Source organism: Acidobacteriota bacterium (assembly GCA_018001935.1).
GTDB lineage: Bacteria > Acidobacteriota > JAAYUB01 > JAAYUB01 > JAAYUB01 > JAGNHB01.
Genome location: JAGNHB010000037.1, coordinates 32,054 through 56,602, shown reverse-complemented (window position 1 = coordinate 56,602; position 24,549 = coordinate 32,054). Strand labels below are relative to the sequence as shown.

17 protein-coding genes are annotated in these 24,549 nt (G+C 67.8%); 15 read left to right on the top strand and 2 right to left on the bottom strand.

Annotated elements, in window-relative coordinates:
• Positions 1-1,012: 1,012 nt before the first annotated feature.
• Together KA419_13850 and KA419_13845 are read right to left on the bottom strand one after the other, a co-directional pair.
• A complete protein-coding gene (locus KA419_13850) occupies positions 1,013-3,232 on the bottom strand; it encodes a HAMP domain-containing protein (GenBank protein MBP7867021.1) in 2,220 nt (739 codons plus the stop codon).
• A complete protein-coding gene (locus KA419_13845) occupies positions 3,229-3,759 on the bottom strand; it encodes a DUF4390 domain-containing protein (protein ID MBP7867020.1) in 531 nt (176 codons plus the stop codon). Before KA419_13845 ends, KA419_13850 begins: the two co-directional genes overlap by 4 nt.
• A gap of 110 nt (positions 3,760-3,869) precedes the next feature.
• Here KA419_13845 and KA419_13840 point away from each other — a divergent pair, with 110 nt between their 5' ends.
• From KA419_13840 to KA419_13770, 15 genes are all read left to right on the top strand, one after another.
• Positions 3,870-4,721: an ATP-binding protein gene (locus KA419_13840; GenBank protein MBP7867019.1), complete on the top strand. Its 852-nt coding sequence runs from the start codon at positions 3,870-3,872 to the stop codon at positions 4,719-4,721.
• 429 nt (positions 4,722-5,150) lie between these two features.
• Complete coding sequence (locus KA419_13835) at positions 5,151-7,817, top strand: pre-peptidase C-terminal domain-containing protein (GenBank protein MBP7867018.1); 2,667 nt, start codon at positions 5,151-5,153, stop codon at positions 7,815-7,817.
• A 386-nt stretch (positions 7,818-8,203) separates the two neighbouring features.
• Entirely contained in the window at positions 8,204-8,836 is a 633-nt protein-coding gene (locus KA419_13830; GenBank protein ID MBP7867017.1) for a DUF1566 domain-containing protein, read from the top strand.
• A gap of 25 nt (positions 8,837-8,861) precedes the next feature.
• Entirely contained in the window at positions 8,862-10,823 is a 1,962-nt protein-coding gene (locus tag KA419_13825; GenBank protein MBP7867016.1) for a cation:proton antiporter, read from the top strand.
• A gap of 667 nt (positions 10,824-11,490) precedes the next feature.
• On the top strand, positions 11,491-11,700 hold the full coding sequence (locus KA419_13820; GenBank protein MBP7867015.1) for a hypothetical protein: 210 nt from the start codon (positions 11,491-11,493) through the stop codon (positions 11,698-11,700).
• A 294-nt stretch (positions 11,701-11,994) separates the two neighbouring features.
• A complete protein-coding gene (locus KA419_13815; GenBank protein MBP7867014.1) occupies positions 11,995-12,582 on the top strand; it encodes a TetR/AcrR family transcriptional regulator in 588 nt (195 codons plus the stop codon).
• A 158-nt stretch (positions 12,583-12,740) separates the two neighbouring features.
• On the top strand, positions 12,741-13,031 hold the full coding sequence (locus tag KA419_13810; GenBank protein ID MBP7867013.1) for a hypothetical protein: 291 nt from the start codon (positions 12,741-12,743) through the stop codon (positions 13,029-13,031).
• Positions 13,032-13,054: 23 nt separating this feature from the next.
• The gene (locus KA419_13805; GenBank protein ID MBP7867012.1) at positions 13,055-14,059 is read left to right on the top strand and encodes a tetratricopeptide repeat protein; all 1,005 of its coding nucleotides are present in this window, start codon (positions 13,055-13,057) and stop codon (positions 14,057-14,059) included.
• 57 nt (positions 14,060-14,116) lie between these two features.
• Positions 14,117-15,331 carry a glycosyl transferase gene (locus KA419_13800; protein MBP7867011.1) on the top strand — a complete coding sequence of 405 codons (1,215 nt, stop codon included), beginning with the start codon at positions 14,117-14,119 and terminating at the stop codon, positions 15,329-15,331.
• 9 nt (positions 15,332-15,340) lie between these two features.
• Complete coding sequence (locus KA419_13795) at positions 15,341-16,171, top strand: HAD-IIB family hydrolase (protein ID MBP7867010.1); 831 nt, start codon at positions 15,341-15,343, stop codon at positions 16,169-16,171.
• Positions 16,168-17,433, top strand: a complete 1,266-nt coding sequence (locus tag KA419_13790; protein MBP7867009.1) for a glycosyltransferase — start codon at positions 16,168-16,170, stop codon at positions 17,431-17,433. The genes KA419_13795 and KA419_13790 overlap by 4 nt, the downstream gene beginning before the upstream one ends.
• Entirely contained in the window at positions 17,430-18,134 is a 705-nt protein-coding gene (locus tag KA419_13785; protein MBP7867008.1) for a hypothetical protein, read from the top strand. Before KA419_13790 ends, KA419_13785 begins: the two co-directional genes overlap by 4 nt.
• A 157-nt stretch (positions 18,135-18,291) precedes the next feature.
• The gene (locus KA419_13780; GenBank protein ID MBP7867007.1) at positions 18,292-19,989 is read left to right on the top strand and encodes a DUF389 domain-containing protein; all 1,698 of its coding nucleotides are present in this window, start codon (positions 18,292-18,294) and stop codon (positions 19,987-19,989) included.
• A 332-nt stretch (positions 19,990-20,321) separates the two neighbouring features.
• Positions 20,322-21,632, top strand: a complete 1,311-nt coding sequence (locus tag KA419_13775; protein MBP7867006.1) for a cation:proton antiporter — start codon at positions 20,322-20,324, stop codon at positions 21,630-21,632.
• A gap of 40 nt (positions 21,633-21,672) precedes the next feature.
• On the top strand, positions 21,673-24,387 hold the full coding sequence (locus KA419_13770; protein MBP7867005.1) for a cation-transporting P-type ATPase: 2,715 nt from the start codon (positions 21,673-21,675) through the stop codon (positions 24,385-24,387).
• Positions 24,388-24,549: the final 162 nt, after the last annotated feature.

Genomic DNA, 24,549 nt, shown 5'->3' with positions numbered 1-24,549 from the left:
TTTTCTTTCTATAGAATAAAGCCTTCTTTAGAGGCCGGGCTATAGAGTTTATTACCGCCTCTCCGCGGATGGGGCTGGCCCAATCCCTGACCGTTGCTCTTGGCCTTCTCCCTCACCGGTGCGGAGAATAGAATAAACGCGCCATCCCTACCCCCGACCCCGAAGGGGTCGAATGTGAATAGAATGAACGCGCCACCCCCCCCCCGACCCCGGAGGGGTCGAACGTGAATCACATCTCCGCACGTTCGACCCCTTCGGGGTCGGGGGGATCGGTTCTCACCTCGTCTATTCACGTCCGACCCCTTCGGGGTCGGGGGATACGATTCTCACCTCGTCTATTCACGTTCGACCCCTTCGGGGTCGGGGGGATCGGTTCTCACCTCGTCTATTCACGTCCGACCCCTTCGGGGTCGGGGGATACGATTCTCACCTCGTCTATTCACATTCGACCCCTTCGGGGTCGGGGGGAACGATCCTCATACCGTTCTATTCACGTTCGACCCCTCCGGGGTCGGGGGGAACGGTTCTCACCTCGTCTATTCACGTTCGACCCCTCCGGGGTCGGGGGGAACGGTTCTCACCTCGTCTATTCACATTCGACCCCTTCGGGGTCGGGGGGAACGATTCTCACCTCATTCTATTCACGTTCGACCCCTTCGGGGTCGGGGGGAACGATTCTCACCTCATTCTATTCACATTCGACCCCTTCGGGGTCGGGGGGAACGATTCTCATACCGTTCTATTCACGTTCGACCCCTCCGGGGTCGGGGGGAACGGTTCTCACCTCGTCTATTCACGTTTGACCCCTCCGGGGTCGGGGGGAACGGTTCTCACCTCGTCTATTCACATTCGACCCCTTCGGGGTCGGGGGGAACGATTCTCATACCGTTCTATTCACGTTCGACCCCTCCGGGGTCGGGGGGAACGGTTCTCACCTCGTCTGGCCTGGCCGATCCCCACGATCTCCCGCAGTGCCATCGACCCCGGCCGCGGAAGGCACCACATCTCCCGGCTAGAAGTTCTGGAAATCGATAACCATGCGCAGGCCGTGGGGGGTCACCGGCTCGGGGCGGATCCCGGCCTCGTGGTCGTCGAGGATCTTCTTCACGATGGTCAGCCCCAGGCCCATGCCCGTCTGCTTGGTGGAAACGTACGGCAGGAAGAGGTTGTCCTGGGCGTCTTCGGGGACGCCTTTCCCCGTGTCCTCCACGACGAGGACCACCCGGCCGTGTTCCCGGTCGTGCCGGGTGCCGAGGGTGATCCGGCCCCCTTCCGCGATCTCGCGGATCGACTCGGCGGCGTTGTCCACGAGGTTCACCAGGACCCGGCGGATCAGTTCGGCGTCCAGGTAAGGGAAGGGGAGGTTCGCCTCGAGGTCGAGGTCGAAGGCGATTTCCGGGTGCAGCGGCTGGCAGCGATCCCGAATCTCGGTCACCAGTGCGTTCAGGTCCTCGGGTTTTAAAACGGGTACGGGGAGCCGGGCGAACTTCGAGAACTCGTCCACCAGGTACTTGAGGTTCCGGGTTTCCCCCTGCACCGTCTGGAGCGCTTCGGCCAGCATCTCCCCGAAGGCGCGGAAAGGCCCGGCCTCCCGCTCGCCGGACGGGATGCAGGCCTCCTCCAGTTTCCGGTACTGCTTCGCCACCCGTTCCATCGAAAGCTGAATGGGCGTCAGGGGGTTCTTGATCTCGTGGGCCAGCCGGCGGGCCACCTCCTGCCAGGCGGCGGCCTTCTCGGTCCTGAGCAGTTCCGTCACGTCGTCGAAGGCGATGACGTAGCCCGTCTTCCGCTGCTGGTCGTCCCGCATGGGGGTCACCGTCACCGCGAAGTGGAGGGTGCGCTTCCCCGCGTGGAAGAGGACCTCCTTGCTGACCCGGCCGTGGAAGTCCGAATCCTTGAGGAGGCGGACGAGTTCCTCGGCCTTCTCCCTGGGCAGCACGTCCTGGAGCCGGCTCCGCCCGTCGGTGATGGCGAGCGGGCGGAGCAGGCTCGCCGCGGCGGCGTTGGAGATGGTGACGAGGTGCTCCTGGTCCACGCAGACCACCCCGGCGGCGATGGTGTCGATCACCGTCTCGATGAAGGTGTTACGGGACTCCAGCTCCTGGTTGATCCGGACGAGTTTGAGGTTGGCGTCCTCCAGCATCGCCTCGTTGCGGCGGATCTCCTCGGTCATCCGGTTGAAGGACTGGATGAGTTCCTCGAACTCGTCCCGCGTCTCGCACGCCACCGGGGTGGACAGGTCCCCGGAGGCGACCCGCCGCGACCCCTCCAGGAGCGCGTTGATGGGCGTGGTGATCTTCCGGGAGATGTAGACGCCGAACCAGCTGAAACCCAGCAGGATCATCCCCCCGACCCCGCCCACCACCAGGAAGTAATTGGCCCGGATCAGCTGCACCTGGTTCTTGAGCTGGAAGTACTCCTTGTAAGCCTCGTTGATGAGGTAGGCGTGGTAGGCGGGGGAGGACGGGACCTTCTGGGCGAAGACGATCACGCGGGCGGGGCGGCCCGGCATCTGGGCGAAGGCGATGATCACGTCCTCGGAGGGCCGGCTCTCGAGGTAGTGTGAGGCGGCGGCGGGTTTCGCGTTCTGCAGGATCAGGGGGACGTTGTCGGGGATGTAGGGCTTCCCGGAGGCGCCGGGGGTGTCGTCCCGGAAGACGACGGCGCCCTGTTCGTCCAGCAGGAGGACGGTGTCGATGCGGCGGGTGCGGCGGAACGTCCGCAGGGCCTCCTCCGGCGCCCCCGGGGCCGGGGCTTCGAGGTAGTCGGCGAGGAAGGCCTTCGTCCGGTCGATCACCGACGCGTAGTAGGACTGCGCCAGGTCCTCGGCGTGGTTGAGGACCGCCTCCGCGGGGGCGGAGAACCACTGGTTGACGCTGTGGCTGATCAGGGTGAAGGAAAAGAACATGAACAGCCCGGCCGGGACGACGGCCAGGAAGGCGAACGCAAGGATCAGCTTGGTGCGGACGCTGGTGTGAAGGGTCCGCCCGCGTTTTTCGAAGAAGAGCTTGATGAGGTAGCGGACCAGCACCGAGACCAGGAGCAGGAGGGCCAGGGCGTTGATGACCGTGAGGACGGCCAGGAGGACCACCTGGAGATTGAAGGTGGGGGAGTCCTCCGCACCGCTCCCGGGGGTCCGGGTGATCAGGAGGAGGGAGACCAGGAAACCGGCGACCAGGAGGCTGAGGACGACGCCCCGCCGCCCGAAACGGAAGGGGACTCTCGGTTTCATGGGCAGTACAGCTTGACCCTTTTGACGGGCGAGACGGTCTCGTACGGGACGACGAAGAGGAGGCGGCGCTTTTCCATGAGCACCTTGACCTGGAGGACGATGGTGCTCTTCTGCCAACCCGCGAAATCGGGGGGCGTGATGCGGCCCTTGAGGGTGGACAACCACTGGAGGGCGCTGTCGAGGTCGCCGAAGAGGACCTCCGAGCGACCCAGGCCCTCGGAACGTCCCAGGAACTGGCGGGTCAGGTTGTTGTAGCTGAGGGACTGGTTGACGTCGACCTCGTGGAGGGTCTCGTTGAACCAGAACCGGCGCTCCCGGTAGAAGCCGAGGTGGAAGGTGAAGACCACCTCCTCCCCGGAGGCGAGGCTCTTCCACAGCAGGCCCCGGTCCAGGCCCGTCATCCGGCACAGGACGTTGACCCCCCCGTTGGCGAACGTGGCGTTCAACTGGGTGATTTCGCCTTTTTCGCTGCTGAGCAGGCCGAACAGGTTCCAGACCGACAAGAAGGCGAGCAGGGCGTGGTGCACAGGCAGAAGGTCCTCTCAAGGAGTTGGCGTCGCGAGGGTGAATCCGGTATAATGGCATCGTCCCGCCGGCCGACGCGGGGACATTTTACGAGATCGGGCAGGATTTGGCAATGCGGAAGGTTGACCACGCGTTGAGAGGAATTTTCGACGCCTACTTCCGGGAGAAGTGCCCCCATTGCGGCGGCACCTCCTGGGTGGTGGAGGAGAACGTCGCCCGCCGCTGCGAGTGCTTCACCCGGGACCTCGACCACAACCGGAAGGCCTTCGCAGGGATCCCCCCCGCCATGATGAACTGCACCCTGCAGAACTTCTACCCCCAAAACGATGTCCAGATGGAAGCCCTCACCACCGTGGGGCGGTACGTCCGCAACTACGAGGAGACCTTCGGCAGCGGGGCCGGGATGCTGCTGCGGGGCCCCGTGGGGACGGGGAAGACCCACCTCGCCGTGGCCGTCCTGAAAGCCCTCATCGAAAAGGGGTTCACGGGTGTTTTTCTCAACTTCGTGCACCTGATCGAACAGATCAAGATGAGCTTCGACGCGGACGCGGACCCGTCGGTCCCCGACATGACCCGCCGCCTCCGTCACTGTCACGTGGTGGTGATGGACGAACTGGGGGCCGTGAACCCGACCCCCTTCGTCTTCGACAAGCTCTACGACGTCATCAACCAGTGCCTGGCGAACAACGTGTCCCTGGTCTTCACCACCAACTTCTTCGACGAGGTCTCGCCGCACCGGCCGAAAAGCCCTCACCGGAGCGATTTCGAGAACCCCGACGAGCTGGCCCGGCCCTCCCTCCAGGCCGGGCGCACCGCCGGGCGTTTCCACACCCTCTCCGAGCGGATCAACGACCGCCTCCACTCCCGGATCCTCGAGAAGTGCGCCGACATCACCCTGGAAGGGCCGGATTACCGGCGTCTCAAGCGCCAGGGTCCCCCGAAAAGCTCCCCCCGGGCACAATGAGCGCAATAGGATGACAGGCCTTCAAAATACATTGAAACCTATGAGTTCGGGCCTTCTTTGTGTGTCTTTGCGTTCGGTGTGGTTTGATGGGTCCGGTCTTTCCGCGAGGATGTCAAGTTCGCAACACGCCAAGAAACAAGAGGTTGCGAAAGGTGTTTTCTGATCGCCTGGAAGGCCGTCCCGCCGCCCCCGCTGCAAACATTTCCCCCCAGGACGGGGTGTGGACGCGGCGGCGTTCGACTCCCGAAGGCGGGAAAAATGCGCCCCGGGGCCCCATCTCCTCGAACGCCCCCCGGCCCGGGAGAGAAAAGGGCCTCTTGCGACCGCGTCACGTTTGAACGCTTTCGGATTTTCACCCCTGACCGTTTCCCTGTTGACAACCTGGTGACCTCTGTATAAAATTTCATCACTATCTCTTTGGGGGAAACCATGGACTCAAGGCGTCTCCTTTTCCTGTTCGTCCTTGCCGTTCTCGCGGCCGTCACCCTCCTCGCCGGCGTTGACAACCCGGCCGACAGCCGGCATCCCGACGAAGCCCAGTTCGTGCGGAGCGGCAAGAGCCGGATCCACCTGCCGGCCCTGACCACCGAACCCGACCCGGACGTCCGCCGCCACCTGCTCTTCGAGTTGTCCCTCGCGCCGCGGGAGGAGGTCGAGTACGTGCTCCGCAGCCTCTTGGCCCTGTTCCCCTCCGAGCAGGACGAGAAGGTCCGCCTGGCCTACCTTCCGGCCGTGGCCACCCTGCTGGAGAAGACGGACCCGGGGGCGCTCCAGGTGAGTTCCGCCGATTTCCTCCGGCGCTGCGCCGCGACGGACCCGTCGGACTCGGTGCGCATCCTGGCCTTCAACATCCTCTCGTTCACGGGGATGGCCGACCCGTCCACCCTGCCCCGGATCACCCGGGTCGAGGGCCTCGACCCCGCGGCCCTCCACGGCCTGCCCGCGGCCCTCCTCCGCGTCAACGCCACCCAGGCCCCCGCGATCCTGCGGTCCCTGGCAGCCTTCGAACAGGACCCGCTCCTGGCGCTGGAAACCGCCGCCTGCCTGCAGCAGGTGGGGGACCTCACCCCCGCCGACCTGATCGGCAAGGCCCGCCAGGTCGTGGAGGCGGTCGGCGACGAGAAGACGGCCGTCAAGGCCGCCGCGATCCTGCTCGACCTTTCCCGGCGCCAGCCCAAGCTGGGCGGGGCGGTGACCGAGGTCCTCCAGGAGTGGCAGGAGCGGGGCGCGGAGAGCTATTCCGGCCCGGTGTTCGGGGAGATGCTGGAAAAGCACGGCATCCCGCGCACCATGGCGGTCCTGGCCTACACCCCGTCCAACGCCTACGCCTACGCCGCCGACTGGTGGGACAGCTGCAACCACAGCTGCTCGTCCAGTTACTCCAGCTGCACCCCCTGGTCCTACTGGGGCGGCGAACTGTGCGGCTACTCCAGCCACGGCGGCGACTGCGCCGACTTCGTGTCCCAGTGCCTGATCGCCGGCGGCCACGGCTACCTCAACAGCGGCGACCCCTGCCGGGGCTACCCCTGCGGCAAGGAGGAGATCGGGGCCACCAAGCTCGGCCAGTGCCTGGTCCTGAAAGGGTGGACCCGGACCTGCGGCTACAAGCAGGCGCCGCCCTCCAACATCGCCGTGGGCGACGTGCTGATCTACCACGGCGGGTCCTGCTCCGACTACGACGCCCACGCCACCTTCGTCATGTACGTCAGCGGCTCGGACGTGCGCATCGCCTGTCACTCCTCCATGCAGTGGAACAAGGCCTACACCTACCTCGCGTCCACCAAGCCCTACTACGAGTGGCTCCACAACCCGAACTCGAGCAGCGAGACCGTCTCCGCCCCCGCCAAACCCACGGGGACCGCCGCGGGCAGCACCGGCACCACCTACACCTACACCACCAGCGGCGGCGCCTCCAGCTTGGGCCACAGCCTCCAGTATTCCTTCGACTGGGGTGACGGCACGACCTCCGGCTGGCTGGCCGCCGGCGTGAAGTCGGCCTCCCACCCGTGGTCCACGGCGGGGACGTACGCCGTCAAGGCCCGGGCCCGCTGCGCCACCCATACCAGCATCGTGTCCGCCTACTCCGCCGCGCTGTCGGTCACCCTTACGACCCCCTGCACCGACGCCTACGAGCCCAACAACACCTCCACGGCCGCCTACGGGCCCATCACCGCCGGCACCACCTACGGCGGCAAGATCTGCACCGCCGGCGACGTGGACTGGTTCAGGATCACCACCCCGTCGAAGGGGACCCTGGCCATCACCTGCACGGTGCCCTCCGGCAAGGACTTCGACCTGGAACTGTACAATCCCAACTGGGTTGCCGGGTCCTACAACGCCGCCGGCGTGACGGAGTCCATCTCCACCAACCAGCCCGCCGGAACCTACTCCGTCCGGGTCTACGGCGACGGCGGCGCCTACAGCTCCACCGCCTACGGCCTGCGCTACACCTTCACGCCCGACGAGACCGTCTCGGCCCCGTCCACGCCCACGGGGACCACCGCCTGCAACACCACCTCCACCTACACCTACACCGTGAGCGGCGGCGCCTCCAGCCTGGGTCACACCCTCCAGTACTCCCTCGACTGGGGTGACGGCACCAACACCGGCTGGCTGGCCGTCGGGGTGAAGTCGGCCACCCACAAGTGGACCGCGAAGGGGACCTACGCCGTCAAGGCCCGGGTCCGGTGCGCCACCCACACCAGCATCGTGTCCGGCTACTCGGGCGCGCTGTCGGTGACCGTCACCGCCCCCTGCACCGACCCTTACGAGCCCAACAACTACTCCTCCGAGGCCAAAACCGTCTCCAGCGGCGTGAACTACGCGGGGTACCTGTGCACCTCGGGGGACGTGGACTGGTTCAAGTTCACGGTGGCGAGCCAGAAGACCGTCACCCTCACGTGCCAGGTCCCCTCGGGCACCGACTACGAGATGGAACTCTACAACCCCGACTACGTGACCGGGTCCTACAACGCCCCGGGCACCACCGAGTCCGTCTCGCGCACCCTCGCGGCGGGGACCTACTACGTGCGGATCTACGGGTACAGCGGGGCCTACAACCCCAACTACCCCTTCACCCTGAAGGTGGTCTACTGACGGCCCCGCGCTCTCGACGCGCGGGCGTGGATCGTCGAACGGCCTCGTTCAAGGCGGGAAAGGACAAAGGGACCCAAAGGACATAACGACCAAAAGGACAGCCGGGGGCATGCGAAGGCGGTGCGCAGGGGGTGCGTTTTCCCGGCGGCGCCTTCGGCAGCGAGGCGGATAGTCGGCGACCCGGCCGCTGTGGAAGGCGCAGCGGGGATGCAGGGCGTTTGCTTGACGGTCCGAGGTCAACGATTCAACTCTGACGGGTTCGCAAAAAGTCGGAAAACGAGCGGGAAAGTGTCTGTAAGACCTTTGTTTGAGCCATCACCCGGAGGGTGATGGCACTCTTTGCGACCGCGTCAACTCTGGGCGAGGGTTCGCATTCCGGAGGTGCCGTGAAGAAAACGCTGTGCTTCGTTCGCGGTCTGGCCCTGGGGGTGATCCTCGGGGCCTTCTGGGTGGGGGTGGCGGGCGGGCCGCCGGATTCGCCGGCGGCGGATGTTCGGGAAGGAAACACGTCCTGGAGTATCGACCCTGCAGCCTCCGGCCCCCGGGCCGGGGGGGCTTCCGGCTGCTTCACCTGCAACGGTACGCTCAGCCCGGGGGGCCGCTGGTGCGACAACGGCGACGGCACGGTCACGGACATGAGCACGGGGCTGGTGTGGCTGAAGGACGCAAGTTTTGTGCCCATGAGGGTTATCTGGCTCCCGGGGGAATACCCAGACTGTGCCCTGAGCATCCCCAGCCGCATCGCGGCGAATTCTCATTCTCTGAAGGATGGCTCCAGGAGCGGGGAATGGCGCCTGCCGACCGTGTACGAACTCCGCGGGCTGGCTCACGGAGACGAGGCGGTCCGCAGTGACAACATGTACTTCTTCCTCAATGTGCAGCCCGAAAGATACTGGACGATCACGACCTTCGTCCAGGACTTCTTCGAGGTGTACTGTTTCGACATGGCCAACGGCGAGACCGTCCTGACCACCGGAAATCACGAGTATTTCATATGGCTCGTACGCAACCGCCGGTGAAAGGGCGCAAACGGGAATCAACCGGATGGGCATCGCCACCGACATCATCCTGCTCGTGCTGTTCGCGTTCCTGTGCGGGCTGGTGTTCCGCCGCCTGGGACAGCCCCTGATCCTGGGCTACGTCCTCGCCGGGGTCCTGCTGGGGCCCCACACCGGCGGCCTGACGGTCTCGAAGGTCCACGACATCGAACTGCTGGCCGAGATCGGCGTGGCCCTGCTCCTCTTCGCCCTCGGGCTCGAGTTCAACCTGAAGAAGCTCCGGCCGGTGCGCCGGATCGCGCTGCTGGGCACCCCGATCCAGATCGCGGCCACCGTCGGCCTGGGGATGGCCGTCGGCCTCGCCTGGGGCTGGGACTGGAAGCGCTCCCTGTGGCTGGGCGCCCTGATTTCCCTCTCCAGCACCATGGTGCTTCTCAAGACCCTGGAGTCCCAGGGCTGGATGGGCACCCTCTCCAGCAAGGTCATGATCGGCATGCTCATCGTCCAGGACCTGGCGGTGGTCCCCATGCTGGTCATCCTGCCCAAGCTGAACGACCCCTCCCTGGGGATGCTCGACCTGGGGTACGCCGCCGTCAAAGCCGCGGCCTTCATCGCCGGCATGCTCCTCTTCGGGGCCCGGCTGCTCCCGCGCCTGCTCAAGGAGATCGCGGCCTGCGGCTCCCGGGAGCTTTTCCTCCTGGCCATCACCGCCATCGGGCTGGGGACGGGTTACCTCACCTGGCTGTCGGGGCTCTCCTTCGCCTTCGGGGCCTTCGTGGCGGGGATGGTGCTGAGCGAGTCGGACTACGGCCACCAGGCCCTCGCCGACATCATCCCGGTGCGGGACCTCTTCGGACTGCTGTTCTTCTCCTCCGTGGGCATGCTGCTCGACCCCCGCTTCCTGCTGGACAACCTGGGGTCCATCCTGCTTCTCGTCCTCATGGTGAGCCTGGGCAAAGGCGTCATCTTCGCCGCGCTGAGCCGCCTCTTCGGCTACGGGAACGTCGTGCCGCTGGCCGTCGGGCTCGGGCTCTTCCAGATCGGCGAGTTCGCCTTCGTTCTGGCCCGGGTGGGCGTCGCCTCCCGGTCCATCGACGCCGACCTCTTCTCCCGGATCCTGACGGCCGCCGTCGTCACCATGGTCCTCACACCCCTGGTCTCGGGCCTGACTTCCCGGCTCTACGCCATCCGGAAGCGCCGCTTCCGGCACGAGCCCCTGGAAACGGTCAACCTGCCCCGGACCGGTCTCCACGGCCACGTGGTCATCGCCGGCGCGGGCCGGACCGGGTCCCAGATCGCCCGCGTCCTGCAGCGCCTGGACCTCCGCTTCGTGCTGGTGGAACTGAACCAGCTCCGCTTCCAGGCGGCCCGCGACGGAGGGCACCCCGCCGTCTTCGGCGACGCCTCGCGGGAGACCGTGCTGGAAGCCGCCGGGGTCCGCGAAGCCAGTCTCTTCCTGGTGACCCTTCCCAACATCGTGGCCGCCCGGGCCGCGGCCGCCGAGGCGAGACGGCTGAACCCGGGGCTCGACGTGGTCGCCCGGGTGTCGGACCCGGAAGCCCTGGCCGACTTCCGGGACCTCGGCATTCTCGAGGCCGTGGTCCCGGAGTACGAGACCGGACTGGAGATGGCCCGGCAGGCCCTGCTGCACCTGAGGGTCGACCCGGTGGAGATCCAGCGCTACGCCGACGCCGTCCGCCGCGACCTCTACGCCTCACTCTCGGAGCAGGCCGAGCCGGCCCGGCTGCTGAGCCTCCTCCACGGCGCCGGCACCGGGCTGGAGTTGGAATGGGTCTGCCTGGACCCCGGCAGCACGCTCGCCGGGCGCTCCATCGGCGAGGCGGAGGTCCGAAAGCTCACCGGCGCCTCGGTGGTGGGCGTCCTGCGCGAGGGAGCCATGCTCCCGAACCCGGACGCCCACTTCGTCCTCCGGGAAGGGGACAAGGCGGCCGTCATGGGCACCGCGGACGCCCGCGACGCCTTCCGCGCCCTCGCCGCCCCGCGCTGACGCCCCCCAAACGGCCATCGCCCCCCGGGCGATGGCTCAACCAAAGGCCTTGCAGACACTTCCCCGATGGATTTCCGGCGTTTTACGACTTTGCACGTGAAGAACCGCAGTCGGAATTCGTTGACACCCGGAATTTAAGTACGCTAGAATCGATCTGTCGATGCACGGATCATTCGTCCGGCATCTGAAACGCCAAGGGTGTGACCGTCGAGCGACGTCACAGGCCAACCGCGGTGGTCGGGCCGTCCCCGCAGGACCGGAGTCCCCCGGTGCCGGCCGGTGTTCCCCGTCGGGAACCCGGCAGGGCGCGAGGGCAGGGTCCTCGGAGGCCTCATGCACGCCGACGCGCCCCGCGGCGTATTCACCCCCCGGTTTTCACGGGCAGGCTCAGTCCCGGGCTTTATTTATTCCCGCAGAAGCGAGGCAGCGCCCCCGGTGGGCCGACCGGACGCCGTGAACCCCTCCAGGCCCCCTGCCGCCCCCTCTGCCGCCCTCCGTCCGCCCCCCCCGGAGCAGCGCGCGGGGAGCCGTGCGCCGCCGCACCGGCCTTCACACCCGCGCTCTCGAACCCGCTGCCGACCCTTCACCTCGCCCGACGTTACGGGTGCGGGGCTCCCCACCGCGCCGACTTGCGAAGCGCACCCCTTTTTCGTTGAGGAGGAAACCCATGGATTCCGTTCAGATTTTCGGCATCGTCCTGGCGGTGCTGTTCTTCACCTTCGTCGTCTTCGTCGCCCTCCGGAGCAAGCGGGCGGAATCGGAGCAGCCCGCGGCGGGCGTCCCCCCAGCCCCGGCCGAACCGGAGCCCGCGCCCGAGGCGCCGCCCGAGCCCCGCAAGGCCCGGCGCGGGAAGTCCCGGCCCAACCCGGGCGCCTGACGGGACCTCACCCAGAGGACGGTTTCAGGATCTCGCAGAGACACAGCGGCACGAAGTGGAATCGTAAAGCGTTTTTATCTATAAGATTTAGGTTTCGTTTCTCCGCGCCTCCGTGCCTCTGCGAGAGAAACGCCGGGTTTCGGGAAAAACAGCTTGACAACCCCGGTCACGATTGATACGATGGTCATGGATGAACGTTAGTCATGGATGAATGATGACCACAAAGGAGAGCCGACCTTGAACCGCCGGGACCGAAAAAAGGAGCAGACGCGGGCGAGCCTTCTGGAGGCCGCCATGGCGCAATTCGTCAAGCAGGGGATCTACACCACCCGGGTCGAGGACATCACCGACGGGGCGGACGTCGCCAAGGGCGCCTTCTACAACTACTTCGCCTCCAAGGCCGACCTGGTGGCCGAACTGCTCCTCCAGGGGATCCGGCTGCTCGACGAGACCTACCTGCGGCCCGCCGCCCGCAGGCGCAATGCCCCGGGAAACCGCGTCCGGGACTTCGTGGAGCGGCACGAAGCCTTCCTGAGCGAACACCCCGAATACGCGCTGCTCTTCCACCAGTCCCGGGGGATGCTCCTCCTCGAACCGGATGCGTCCCCGAAGCTGAACGAAGCCTTCCGGCGGTACCTGGAGTGCATCGTCTCCAAACTCGGGGACGGGGCGGAGGCCGGGGCCGGGGAGGAGGAGGCGTTGCAGCACGCGGCGGCCCTGGCCGGCCTGATCGCCGGTCACCGGTCTTTCGCCGCGGCGGCCGGGCTCTCCGCGGACCAGCGGCTGACCCTTGAACTTGCCGTCAGGGGCTTTTCGAAAACGGCCGAAGACCGGCCGATCGCGAAGGGCGTGACCCCACCCCTTCCGACCCGGCACGACTGAACCATCCCGGGTGCGGCGCACGAGTGCGCCGCAGGACCAATCGGGTGGTCGGGCCGCCACCCGGATGGGCGCCCCGCAACGGGACGCCGTCGACGCACGGTTCCAACGGGGGAGCAACCGCTGTCCCCGGGCGCCGGGCGCAGCATCCGGAGGTGGCCATGCCTTACGAATTCACGACCAACCGTTACGAGGGGATCAACGACCTTTTCGTGCGCATCACGGGCGCTCTCGACCGGGACGAGGTGGCAAAGGTGACCGGCTTCCTCTCCAGGAAAGGGAAGATCCGCTTCCTTTTCCTGGACTCCCGGAAGCTGGAGTCCGCCGACCCCGACGCCCTTTTCTCCTTGGAGAACTGCCTCGCGGACCTTTCCCGCAAGGGGGTCCGGGTGGTGATCAGCGACGGCCGCATCCGGATCTCCCTCGAGGCCCGAGGTCAGACCGTCAATTGAATCCATCTCAAGGGGGGACAACCATGACCAGACGCCTGCCCACAATCCATCTCCTTCTCTTCGCCCTCGCCGTTCTCTGCCCCGCGGCCCCGGTTGCCGCGGAAGACAAACCCGCCTACACCCCTTCGGAGTACAAGGCTTACCTGAAGGCTCACGAGGCGTCCGGTCTCGACGAGAAGGAGGCCGCCGTCATCGACTTCCTCGACTGGCACGGAAAGTCGACCCTGCTGCCCAACGTCCTGTACGAACTCCAGGTCTGCTTCGAAGCCCGGCTGAAGAACCAGGAGACCCAACGGGCGGAGGAAACCGCCAAGCGGCTCCTGGCCCACTATCCCGTGGCGAGGGACCTGGCCGAGCGCGTTCTGGCGAAGATCCGGCTGGACCGGGGGGAGTACGGGCCCTACCTCGACCTGGCCGAGGCCATCTACGCCCGAAACCCCGTCCCCCGCATGGCGGCCGAGATGGTCCTGATCGCCGATAAGGCCAAGGACAAAGCCCGTTGCGAAAAGTACGCAGCACTCGTGGAGCAAACGGGGAGTTCACGGGAGACAGCCGACCTCTTCTTCACCCTCAGCCGGAACCGCCTTGAGGGAAAGGACGACGAGGGGGCTCTGGCCTGGGCCCGGCGCGTCGCGGCGGTCCTGGACGTCCCCGAGAAGCCGGCCGACTTCACCGGCGAGTGGGAAACCTACCAGGTCCAGGTCCTCAACCCTTCCCTCGGCCTGATGGGCATGGCCTGTCTCAAGGCGCAGGACTACCCCGGGGCGATCGCGATCTTCGACAAGATCCTCGCCCACAATCCCCGGGAGGCGGTGACCTACTACTGGCGGGCGGCAGCCCACGTGAACCGGGGCGAGCCGGAAAACGCCCTCCCCGACTTCGCCCGCGCCGCGGTCCTGAAGGACGAAACCGTCTCGATCAAGGCCCTGGAGATGGTGCAGAAGATCCTGGAAGCCCGGGGGGAAGACCCCTCCGGGGCCGAGGCGCACCTGGACGCGGCGAGAACCGCCCTGGGCATGCAGGAGTGACCCCGGCACCCACCCGGACAGGGCCGGCCCTGCCGATTTGAACACAAGGAGGATCCCATGGCTGATTTTTACCAGACCGGCGTCGTCGCCACCCTTCACCGCCTCGTTGAGAAGGGCCACGAGGGCCTGGAACGCGAACTGGCCGTCTACGCCCGTCAGCGGCCCGTGGCCCTGGTCCTGCCCGCCCTCTTCCGGGAGTTCGAGGGGCCGGCCATGCCGAAGATCATCGCGGACCTCAAGGAAGTCCCCTACCTCCGCCAGATCGTCCTGACCCTGGCCGGGGCCGACCGGGAGCAGTACCGCCAGGCGCGGGCCATGATGGCGGAACTCCCCCAGGAGGTTCGTTTCATCTGGAACAGCGGCCCCCGGATGCAGGACCTCTACAGCCGCTTGCGAGCGAACAACCTGCCCATCGGCGAGGACGGGAAGGGCCGGTCCTGCTGGCTGGCCTACGGCTTCGTCCTGGCGGACCGCACGTGCGAGGTGATCGCCCTCCACGACTGCGACGTCCTCACCTACGACCGGGAACTGCTGGCCCGCCTGTGCTACCCCGTCACCAACCCCAACATCAACTTCGAGTTCTGCAAGGGCTTCTACGCCCGGGTCACCGACCGCATGCACGGCCGGGTCACCCGACTGCTGATGACCCCCCTGACCCGGTCCCTCCAGCGGATCCTCGGCCACGTGCCTTTCCTCGACTTCCTGGACAGCTTCCGATACCCACTGGCGGGGGAGTTCGCCATGCGCACCGACCTGGCCCGGGTCAACCGCATCCCCGGCGACTGGGGACTCGAGGTGGGCGTCCTGGCCGAGATCTTCCGCAACTGCTCCCTCAAGCGGATCTGCCAGGCGGAACTCTGCAGCACCTACGAACACAAGCACCAGGCCCTCTCGGCGGGGGACCCGTCCAAGGGGCTCATGAAGATGGCGGTGGACATCGCCAAGACCATCTTCCGCGTGCTGGCCTCGGAGGGGGTCGTGCTCTCCGCCGGCCTGTTCCGGACCTTGCAGGTCACCTACATCCGCACGGCGGAGGACACCATCACCCGCTACCACGCCGACGCCCTCATCGACGGGCTGGTTTTCGACCGGCACGCGGAGGAGGTGGCGGTGGAAACTTTCGCCCAGAGCATCCGCCTCGCCGGGGAGTCCTTCCTGGAGGACCCACTGGGGCAGCCCCTGATCCCCAACTGGAACCGGGTCACGGCGGCCATGCCCAGCTTCCTGGACGAACTCCGGGACGCCGTGGAGGCGGACAATGCACCCGAGTGACCCGCGGTGATGCCCATCTTCTTCACCGACCTGGACGGGACGCTCCTCGACGAGCGGACCTACTCCTTCGAGGCCGCCCTGCCCGCCCTCGAGCGCCTCCGCGGGCGCAGGGCCCTGCTGGTGCCCTGCACCAGCAAGACCTGCGAGGAACTCCGCCCCATCCTTGACGAACTGGGTTTTCACCACCCCTTCATCGTGGAGAACGGCGGGGCCTTCTACTTCCCCTCCCGGCTTTTCGGGGCGAGCGTCCCCGGCGCCGAGCGCGGCCCCGACTGGATCCGCGTCGAACTGGGGGCGCCCTACGCGCGCCTCACGGAGTTCCTCCGGCGGATGCGGGAGGAGAAGGGGCTCCGGATCACCGGGTTCAACGACCTCACCCCGGAGGAGATCGTCCGGGAGTGCGGGCTGACGTACGAGGAGGCCTGCCGCGCCGCCGTCCGGGAATTCGACGAGCCCTTCCGGCTGACCGGGCCGGACCCGGAGACGGACCTGCGCATCCTCTCCGCCGAGGCGGAAAAGGAGGGTCTGGCCCTGTCGCGCGGAGGCCGCTTCCACCACGTGTTCGGGGGCAGCGACAAGGGCAAGGCCATCCGGATGCTGACCCAACTGGTCCTCCAGTGCCGCTTCGAGCCGATTTTCACCGTGGGCCTCGGCGACAGCCCCAACGACATCCCGATGTTGAAAAACGTCGATCTGCCGGTGATCGTCCAGCGCCCATCGGGCGAGTATCACCCGGACCTGCTGAGGGAGGTCCCCGGGGCCCGCCGGGCCGGCGGCATCGGGCCACAGGGGTGGAATCGCGCCGTTGGGGAGATCCTGAGGGAGAAGAGGCTGCCATGACGGACAAAGCGTGCCCCGAACTCGAGGCCGTCGGGCAGGCCGACATCGTGGTGGGGATCCCGAGCTTCAACAACGCCCGGACCATCGCCCACGTGGTCCGCGCCGTGTGCGCCGGTCTCGCCAAGTACTTCCCCGACCGGCGGGGGATCCTGGTCAACTCCGACGGGGGCTCCGCCGACGGGACGCCCGCCGTCGCGAGGGAAGCCGCCGTCAGCGATTACCGGGCCCTGTGCATCGCCCACCCGCTCTTCCCCATCCACCGGATCATCACCCCCTACCACGGCATCCCCGGGAAAGGCAGCGCCATCCGGACCATCCTCGAGATCGCGGTCAGGCTGGGGGCAAAGGCCTGCGTCGTGGTGGACGCGGACCTGCGCTCCATCACCCCCGAGTGGGTGGACCTCCTGGTCAGCCCGGTCCTGCGGGAGGGCTTCGATTTCGTGGCCCCCCTCTACCTCCGGCACAAGTACGACGGGACCATCACCAACAGCATCGTCTACCCATTGACCCGGGCGCTCTACGGACGCCGGGTGCGGCAGCCCATCGGCGGCGACTTCGGGTTCTCCGGGGCCCTGGCCTCCCACTACCTGGCCGGGGACGTCTGGCACACCGACGTGGCGCGGTTCGGCATCGACATCTGGATGACCACCACGGCCATCGCCGGCGGGTACCGGGTCTGCCAGTCCTTTCTCGGTGCCAAGATTCACGACGCCAAGGACCCGGCCACGGACCTCAGCGCCATGCTGACCCAGGTGGTGGGCTCCGTCTTCGCCCTCATGGAGACTCACCACCGGTCCTGGGCGACCCTCCGGGGCTCCCACCCCGTCCCCCTCTTCGGCTTCGAACACGCCGTGGGCCTCGAGCCGGTCTCCGTCAACACCGGGCGCATGCTGGCACGGTTCCGCGATGCCGCCCGGGACCTTCGGGGAATCTGGGAGAGGATCCTGAACCGGCGCACCCTCGAGGGCATCCTTTCCCTCGCCGCGCTCGGCGACGGGGACTTCCGCTACCCCGCCGACCTGTGGGTCCGGACCGTCTACGACCTCGGCCTGGCCTGGCACCGCGCTTCCATCACCCGGGAGCACATCCTGGGCGCCCTGACGCCGCTCTACCTGGCCCGTACCGCCTCGTTCGTCCTGGAGACCGCCGACGCCGACGCCGACGCGGTGGAGAAGAACCTGGAGGACCTGTGCCTGACGTACGAGGCCGGGAAACCCTTCCTCGTGGAGGAGTGGGACGCCAATGGAGGTAATCGCCCATGACCAATTCAATCAAGGATATCCTGGTTTCAACCTGGGAGAATCTCCGCGACGGTTTCCTGGCTTTCCTGCCCGGCTTTCTCTCCGCCCTGCTGATCATCCTCGCGGGGCTCGTGGTGGCCTGGGTGCTCAAGCGGATCGTCCGGTCCCTCCTCCGCGTGACCCGCTTCGACCGCTTCTGCGGGAACGCGGGGCTGACCCACCTCCTGGCCCGGGCCGACATCCGGGCGAACCCGTCGGACCTGGTGGGGAGAATCCTCTTCTGGCTGGTGTTCCTCCTCTTCACCGCCTCCGGGATGAAGGCGATGGGCATCGAGGCGTTCAAGCGCTTCAACACCGAACTGATCCTCTACCTGCCCAACATCGCCTCCGCCGTTCTCATCCTCATCCTGGGCGCCCTCGTGGGGTCCTTCCTCTCCCGGGCCGCCCTGCTCGCCGCGGTCAACTCCCACATCCCCTCCCCCGGCATCCTCGGTCTCGTGGTAAAATGGCTCGTGACGGTCCTGGCGTTCGCCATGGCCCTGGAACAGTTGAAGATCGCCAGCAGCATCGTCACCTCGGCCTTCACCATCGCCTTCGGGGCCGTCATGCTGGGCCTGGCCATCGCCTTCGGCCTCGGGGGGAGGGACATCGCCCGCCGGGCCCTGGAAAAGGGTCTGGAAACACGGGAGGAGAAGGAAACGGACGGCTTCTCCCACCTGTGAGCGGGGTCGGCAGGGTGGCCGTCCACCCGGCCGAAAGCCTGTAGCATCGCCCTCCGGGCGATGCACTTAGACCGTCCGTCGCCTGGAGTTTATCCCCGGAGTCCATTGCCCGGAGGGCGATGGTACGGAAGAACGTCCTTTTCCGGAGAGGAGACATATGAGGGTACAGGACCGACTGTCACGCCTGCTGGGGATCGAACCCGAAAACCGGGTGGGGTCCCTGATCGACCTGTATCAGGCCACCGAGCGCCACCCCCTGGCCTACTGGCTGCAGCTGGCCATCGCCGCGGGGATCGCCCACCTGGGGTTGGTGCTCAACTCCACGGGGGTCGTGATCGGGGCCATGCTGGTGTCCCCGCTCATGACGCCCATCGTCCAGGTGGGCGTCTCCTTCAGCATCGGGCACCCCTACCTCGCCGCCCGGGCCACCACCCGCACGCTCAAGAGCATCGTCTTCGTGGTGGGGCTCGCCGCCCTGATGACCCTCCTGCTCCCCTTCCAGGAGGTGACGTCGGAGATCCTGGCCCGCACGCAACCCACGGCGCTCGACCTGGCCGTGGCCCTCTTCTGCGGACTGGCCGCCGCCTTCACCGCCGCCCGCAACGCCCACGACGTCTTCACCGCGGCGGCGGGCACGGCCATCGCCATCGCCCTGGTGCCGCCCCTGTGCGTGGCGGGTTTCGGGGTCGGGACGGCGAACGCCGCCGTGGCCACGGGCTCGCTGCTGCTCTTCACCGCCAACCTCTCCGCCATCATCCTGGTCACCGACCTCTTCTTCCTTGCCCTCGGCTTCGGGCGGGAAAACTCCCAGAAGGTGGAACCGGAAGCCCTCAAGGACGAGGACCGGCGGAGCCTCCTCTTCCGGTTCTTCGGATCGACCCGCATCAACGGGGTCCTCGCCCGCTGGCACCATCTGCGCCTGATCCTCCCCCTCCTCTTCGTGGTCGTCGTGGCCTTCCCCCTCGGGGTCGCCCTGAGAAGGGTCACCTGGGAGATCAACACGAAACACCGGGTGAGCACCGTGCTGGACGACTTCGAGAAAAAGCACCGGGTCCTGCGCCGGCAGAGCATCGTGAGCCACGGCGCCGTCACCGTCCGCTTGACGGTGGTGGGCACACCGGGCTCCGAGACGGCCCTCCGCGGGGAACTCCTCACCCGCCTGGCCGCCGCCGCGGGGCGGCCGCCGAACCTGGCCCTCGAGGTGATCCCCTCGTCGGAGTACATGAACCGGAGCCTGCAGCAATCCAGCGAACAGCTCAACCGGCAACTGGCGGAACTCCGGTTCGGGATGAACGGGGCCGACGGGCCTTACGACGTGACGCTGCTGGCAAAGGCCCCGTCCCCGGCCCTCGAGGAGGCCCTCCGCGGGAGGTGCCGCGCGTTCTTCACCTGGCTCGGGGAGACGGACCCCGCCGCGGGGTGGTACGGGTGGGCCCTGGAAATCGGCGACCAGGGGGATGTCCTCACCCTGGGCCGCCTGGTGGGGAAGGACACGCCGACCGCGGACACCACCCTCCTCGCCGCGGTTTTCGAGAGGGAAGCGGGCCTCAGCGTCACGGTCCGGGAAGAGCGGGTCGATGCCACGGTGTTCGCCTCCGAGCGGCCGGTCAACGGGACCGGGTCCCTGGATCCGGCGTTCCGGGCCCTCGACGGCTTGGCCGCCGGGGTCCCCTTCCGCGCGAGGCTGGAACTGCGCGACCCCGCCGGGGCCCGGGGTGCCCGGACCCGGTCGGCCTGGGAGCGGATGAACGCGGAACTGACGCGCCGGGCGAAGGAACGTTTTCCCGGAGACCGCCTGGACGTCGTTGCCGACGGGGAGCGCTGGGCCCTGATCCTGCTCCCCGCCGCACCGTAGGCGCCTGCGGTACGCGCCATCTGCCGGCCGTACGCGCCATCTGCCGGATGGCGCACCCGCCCCGCGGCCGAAACCGCGCCGCCCGGCAGGCGGCGCCTACGGTACGCGCCATCTGCCGGATGGCGCACCCGCGCTCCGGCCGAAACCGCGCCGCCCGGCAGGCGGCGCCTACGGTACGCGCCATCTGCCGGATGGCGCACCCGCGCTGCGACCGGAACCGCGCCGCCCGGCAGGCGGCGCCTACGGTACGCGCCATCTGCCGGATGGCGCACCCGCGCTTCGGCCGAAACCGCGCCGCCCGGCAGGCGGCGCCTACAAAAGAAAAGGAAACCATGAACCCAAACCGTTTACTCCTCCTTCTCGCCCTCGCCGCCCTCCCGGTGTCCTACGCCTTCGCCGGGGGGGGCGCTCACGGCGACCCCTCGGCCCACTACGCCCTGGTCCTGGCCGCCGTCCTCGCCGTTGCGAAACTGGGGGGTGAGGCGGCGGTGCGCCTCGGGCAGCCCGCCGTCCTCGGTGAACTCCTGGCCGGAGTGCTGCTCGGCAACCTCCGCCACGCGGGCGTCACCCTTTTCGAACCGGTGAAGACCGACCCCTTCGTGGCCGTGGTGGCCGGACTCGGGGTCCTGCTCCTCCTGTTCGAGGTGGGCCTGGAGTCCACGGTAAAGGAGATGATGTCCGTGGGCCTGCCCGCCCTGGTCGTGGCGGTTCTGGGCGTGGTGGCCCCCATCGGTCTCGGGTGGGGCGTGGGGGTGTTGCTCCTCCCGGACGCCAGCACCTATCTCCACCTGTTTCTCGGGGCCACCCTGTGCGCCACCAGTGTGGGGATCACCGCCCGGGTGCTCAAGGACCTGGAGTGGTCGCGCCGGATCGAATCCCGCATCATCCTGGGGGCGGCGGTCATCGACGACGTGCTGGGCCTGGTGGTGCTGTCGGTGACCACCGGTTTTGTCGTCGCGGCCGGGACCGGGACCGCCCCCTCGGCCGGGGCGGTCGGCTGGATCGCTCTCAAGTCCTTCCTTTTCCTGGGGGGCGCCATCGTCGCGGGGTCTTTCCTCGCCCCCGGCTTCATGAAGGCGGCCTCCAGGCTGAGGAGCCGGGGCGTGCTGCTGACGGCGGGGATGGCCATCTGCTTCGGTTTCTCCTGGGCGGCTGACGCCGTCGGCCTGGCCGCCATCGTGGGCGCCTTCGCCGCCGGCCTGATTCTGGAGGAGTCGCAGTACGAACGCTTCATCGAGCGGGGCGAACGGTCCCTGGAAGACCTGGTTCACCCCCTATCCCTGTTCCTGGTCCCGGTCTTCTTCGTCCTCATGGGGCTGCACACCGACCTGGCGGCCTTCGGCGACCCCCGGGTCCTGGGCCTCGCCGGCGCCCTCACCGTGGCCGCCGTCATTGGAAAGCAAGCCTGCTCCCTGGGCGTCTGGACCAAGGGCATCGACCGCCTGACGGTGGGGCTGGGGATGATCCCCCGCGGCGAGGTGGGCCTCATCTTCGCCAATGCCGGGCTCACCCTGACTCTTGGCGGGGCCCCGCTGATCTCCCCGGCGGTCTATTCCGCCCTGGTGGTCATGGTCGTCGTCACCACCCTGCTCACGCCCCCGGCGCTGGCCTGGCGGATCAACCGGCTCAAGGCGAGGTCCTAGCGACCGACTGCCCTGCCGGATCGAAACCGGAGTATCAACCATGCAGACACTGCTCGGCAAACACTGGCACCATCTCCCCCGGGAGGAAGTCCTCGAGATCCTCAGCGTGGATCCGGACAAGGGGCTGGACCGCTTCGAACTCGGTCACCGGAGGGAGCACTTCGGCCCGAACCGACTGACCGAGAAGCGCGCCCGAAGCCCCCTGGTGCAATTCCTGCTGCAGTTTCATCAACCGCTCGTCTACATCCTGCTCGCCACCACGGCTGTGACGCTCGCCTTCGCCGAACTGGTCGAGTCGGCCGTCATCTTCGGCGTCGTCCTCGTGAACGCGATCGTGGGCTACCTGCAGGAGGCCAAGGCGCTGCGCGCCATCAGCGCGCTGGCCGGGAGCCTCACGAGCGAGGCCGCCGTGCTCAGGGCGGGACGGAAGGAGCGGGTCCCCTCGGAAGACCTCGTCCCGGGCGATGTGGTGTTGCTCCAGTCGGGCGACAAGGTCCCCGCCGACCTGAGGCTCGTCGCGGTTCGTGACCTCCAGGTCAACGAGTCGGCCCTCACCGGGGAATCGGTTCCCACCCCCAAGGAAGAGACCCTTCTGCCCCGGGACCTTCCGCTCGGTGACCGCCGGAACATGGCCTACTCGTCGACGCTGGTCACCTACGGCACCGCCGTCGGCGTGGTCGTCGCCACCGGCGACGCCACCGAGATCGGCCGGATCTCGGAACTCATCTCCTCCACGGAAGTCCTCCAGACCCCCCTGACGAAGAAGGTTCACGCGTTCTCCAACCTGCTTCTCGGGGTGATCCTCGGCCTGGCCGCCCTGACGTTCGCCGCCGGCATGCTGCATGGCCAGAAGGCTTTCGAAATGTTCATGGCGTCGGTGGCCCTCGCCGTCGGGGCGATCCCCGAGGGGCTTCCCGCGGCCGTCACCATCATCATGGCCGCGGGCGTGGCGCGGATGGCCGCCCGTCGGGCGATCATCCGGAAGCTCCCGGCAGTCGAGACGCTCGGCAGCACCACCGTCATCTGCACGGACAAAACCGGGACCCTCACGCAGAACCAGATGACGGTCCAGGTCATCGTGGCCGGCGGGGAGACCTTCTCCGTCACCGGCACCGGCTGGGACCCGGTGGGGCAGCTGGAAGACGGGGGGTCGAGGATCGAGCCGGAACACCACGCGTCCCTCCGCGAATGCCTCCGGGCGGGGCTTCTGGCGAACGATGCCGAGGTGGTCCACGACGGAGGGCGGTGGACGGCCCAGGGGGACCCCACCGAGGCCGCCCTGGTGGTCGCCGCCCGCAAGGGCGGTTTTCGGCCCGAGGACGCCCGTCGCGAGTGCCCCCGCCTCGACGCGATCCCCTTCGAGTCGCAGCACCAGTACATGGCCACGCTCCACGACGCCGGCCCCGGCCTCCCGCGGGTCGTCTACCTCAAGGGCGCGCTGGAGAAGGTCCTCGAGCGGAGCGGGGCGGCCCTCACCCCGGACGGCGTCGGGCCCCTGGACCCCGACACGATCCGGAAGGCCGCGGACGGCCTCGCCGCGTCGGGCCTTCGCGTTCTGGCCCTCGCCCGCAAGGAACTTCCCGAGGAAACCCGCCGGATCGGCCATGGGGATATCGGGGAGGGAATGGTCTTCCTCGGGCTGCAGGCGATGATGGACCCGCCCCGGCCGGAGGCGGCCGCCGCCATCGCGGCCTGTCGCCGGGCCGGCGTCCGCGTGAAGATGATCACCGGCGACCACGCCGTCACCGCCGCGGCGATCGCCCGTCAAATCGGCATCGGGGAGGGGGAGGCCGGCGGCCCGAAGGCGCTTTCGGGCCGTGATCTCGACGGCCTCGCGGACGCGGAACTCATCGAAGCCGCCGATCGGGTCGACGTCTTCGCGCGGGTCTCGCCCGAGCACAAGCTGCGGCTCGTCGAGGGGCTGCAGGCTCGCGGGAACGTCGTCGCGATGACCGGCGACGGCGTGAACGACGCGCCCGCCCTCCGGCGGGCGGATATCGGCGTGGCCATGGCCCTCGGCGGGACCGAGGTCGCCCGCGAGGCGGCCGACATGGTGCTCACCGACGACAACTTCGCCACCATCGAGGCCGCCGTCGAGGAAGGGCGGGGCGTCTTCGACAACCTGCGAAAGTTCATCGTGTGGACGTTGCCGACCAACGGGGGAGAGTGCCTCGTGCTCCTCACGGCCATCCTTCTCGGCGCAACCCTGCCGGTCGTCCCGATACAGCTTCTCTGGATCAACATGACCACCGCCGCCGCGCTCGGGCTCACGCTGGCCTTCGAACCGAAGGAACCCGGGCTCATGGACCACCCCCCGCACGACCCCCGCCTGCCGCTCCTCGACGGGGTGTTGATCGGGAGGGTGGTCCTGGTCTCGCTGCTCCTGTGCGGAGCCGTCTTCGCGCTCTTCGAGTGGGAACTCTGGCGAGGGAGCGATGTGGTCACCGCGCGGACGTCGGCGGTGACGATGATCGTCGTCGGCGAACTGGTCTACCTCTTCAACTGCCGCTCCCTCTCCCGGTCCGCCATCGCCGTCGGCCTTTTCTCCAATCCCTGGGCCTGGGCCGGCGCCGGGGTCATGCTGACCCTTCAGCTCGCCTTCGCGTACCTGCCGACCCTGAACCGGCTGTTCGGCTCCGCCCCGATCGATGCCCCCGCCTGGGGGGTCATCGCGTTGCTGAGCCTGGCGCTGTCGGCCGTCGTGGGCCTCGAGAAGAAGCTCAGAAGCCGGGTGCGCCGCCGGGCAGGGGCGTGATTTTCACGGGGGCACGGACGGGGTGACGTCGAGCTCAGGTGGAGTGCGGCGCGGAGGTTGCCGGAGCGCCGCTTTCCCCGTGCCGCGAAGGCTTCCGCAGCGGCGCGGGGATCTCGCCGATGGGCGGCGGTCCGACGCTCCGTGAAGTCCGGCCACGGGGTG

Excerpts from the sequence above, each read along its gene's own strand:
- KA419_13815 (MBP7867014.1), top strand. The coding sequence starts at position 11,995 with ATGGCGCAATTCGTCAAGCAGGGGATCTACACCACCCGGGTCGAGGAC.
- KA419_13820 (MBP7867015.1), top strand. The coding sequence starts at position 11,491 with ATGGATTCCGTTCAGATTTTCGGCATCGTCCTGGCGGTGCTGTTCTTC.
- KA419_13795 (MBP7867010.1), top strand. The coding sequence starts at position 15,341 with ATGCCCATCTTCTTCACCGACCTGGACGGGACGCTCCTCGACGAGCGG.
- KA419_13790 (MBP7867009.1), top strand. The coding sequence starts at position 16,168 with ATGACGGACAAAGCGTGCCCCGAACTCGAGGCCGTCGGGCAGGCCGAC.
- KA419_13805 (MBP7867012.1), top strand. The coding sequence starts at position 13,055 with ATGACCAGACGCCTGCCCACAATCCATCTCCTTCTCTTCGCCCTCGCC.
- KA419_13810 (MBP7867013.1), top strand. The coding sequence starts at position 12,741 with ATGCCTTACGAATTCACGACCAACCGTTACGAGGGGATCAACGACCTT.
- KA419_13840 (MBP7867019.1), top strand. The coding sequence starts at position 3,870 with ATGCGGAAGGTTGACCACGCGTTGAGAGGAATTTTCGACGCCTACTTC.
- KA419_13800 (MBP7867011.1), top strand. The coding sequence starts at position 14,117 with ATGGCTGATTTTTACCAGACCGGCGTCGTCGCCACCCTTCACCGCCTC.
- KA419_13780 (MBP7867007.1), top strand. The coding sequence starts at position 18,292 with ATGAGGGTACAGGACCGACTGTCACGCCTGCTGGGGATCGAACCCGAA.
- KA419_13770 (MBP7867005.1), top strand. The coding sequence starts at position 21,673 with ATGCAGACACTGCTCGGCAAACACTGGCACCATCTCCCCCGGGAGGAA.
- KA419_13850 (MBP7867021.1), bottom strand. The coding sequence starts at position 3,232 with ATGAAACCGAGAGTCCCCTTCCGTTTCGGGCGGCGGGGCGTCGTCCTC.
- KA419_13775 (MBP7867006.1), top strand. The coding sequence starts at position 20,322 with ATGAACCCAAACCGTTTACTCCTCCTTCTCGCCCTCGCCGCCCTCCCG.
- KA419_13785 (MBP7867008.1), top strand. The coding sequence starts at position 17,430 with ATGACCAATTCAATCAAGGATATCCTGGTTTCAACCTGGGAGAATCTC.
- KA419_13835 (MBP7867018.1), top strand. The coding sequence starts at position 5,151 with ATGGACTCAAGGCGTCTCCTTTTCCTGTTCGTCCTTGCCGTTCTCGCG.
- KA419_13825 (MBP7867016.1), top strand. The coding sequence starts at position 8,862 with ATGGGCATCGCCACCGACATCATCCTGCTCGTGCTGTTCGCGTTCCTG.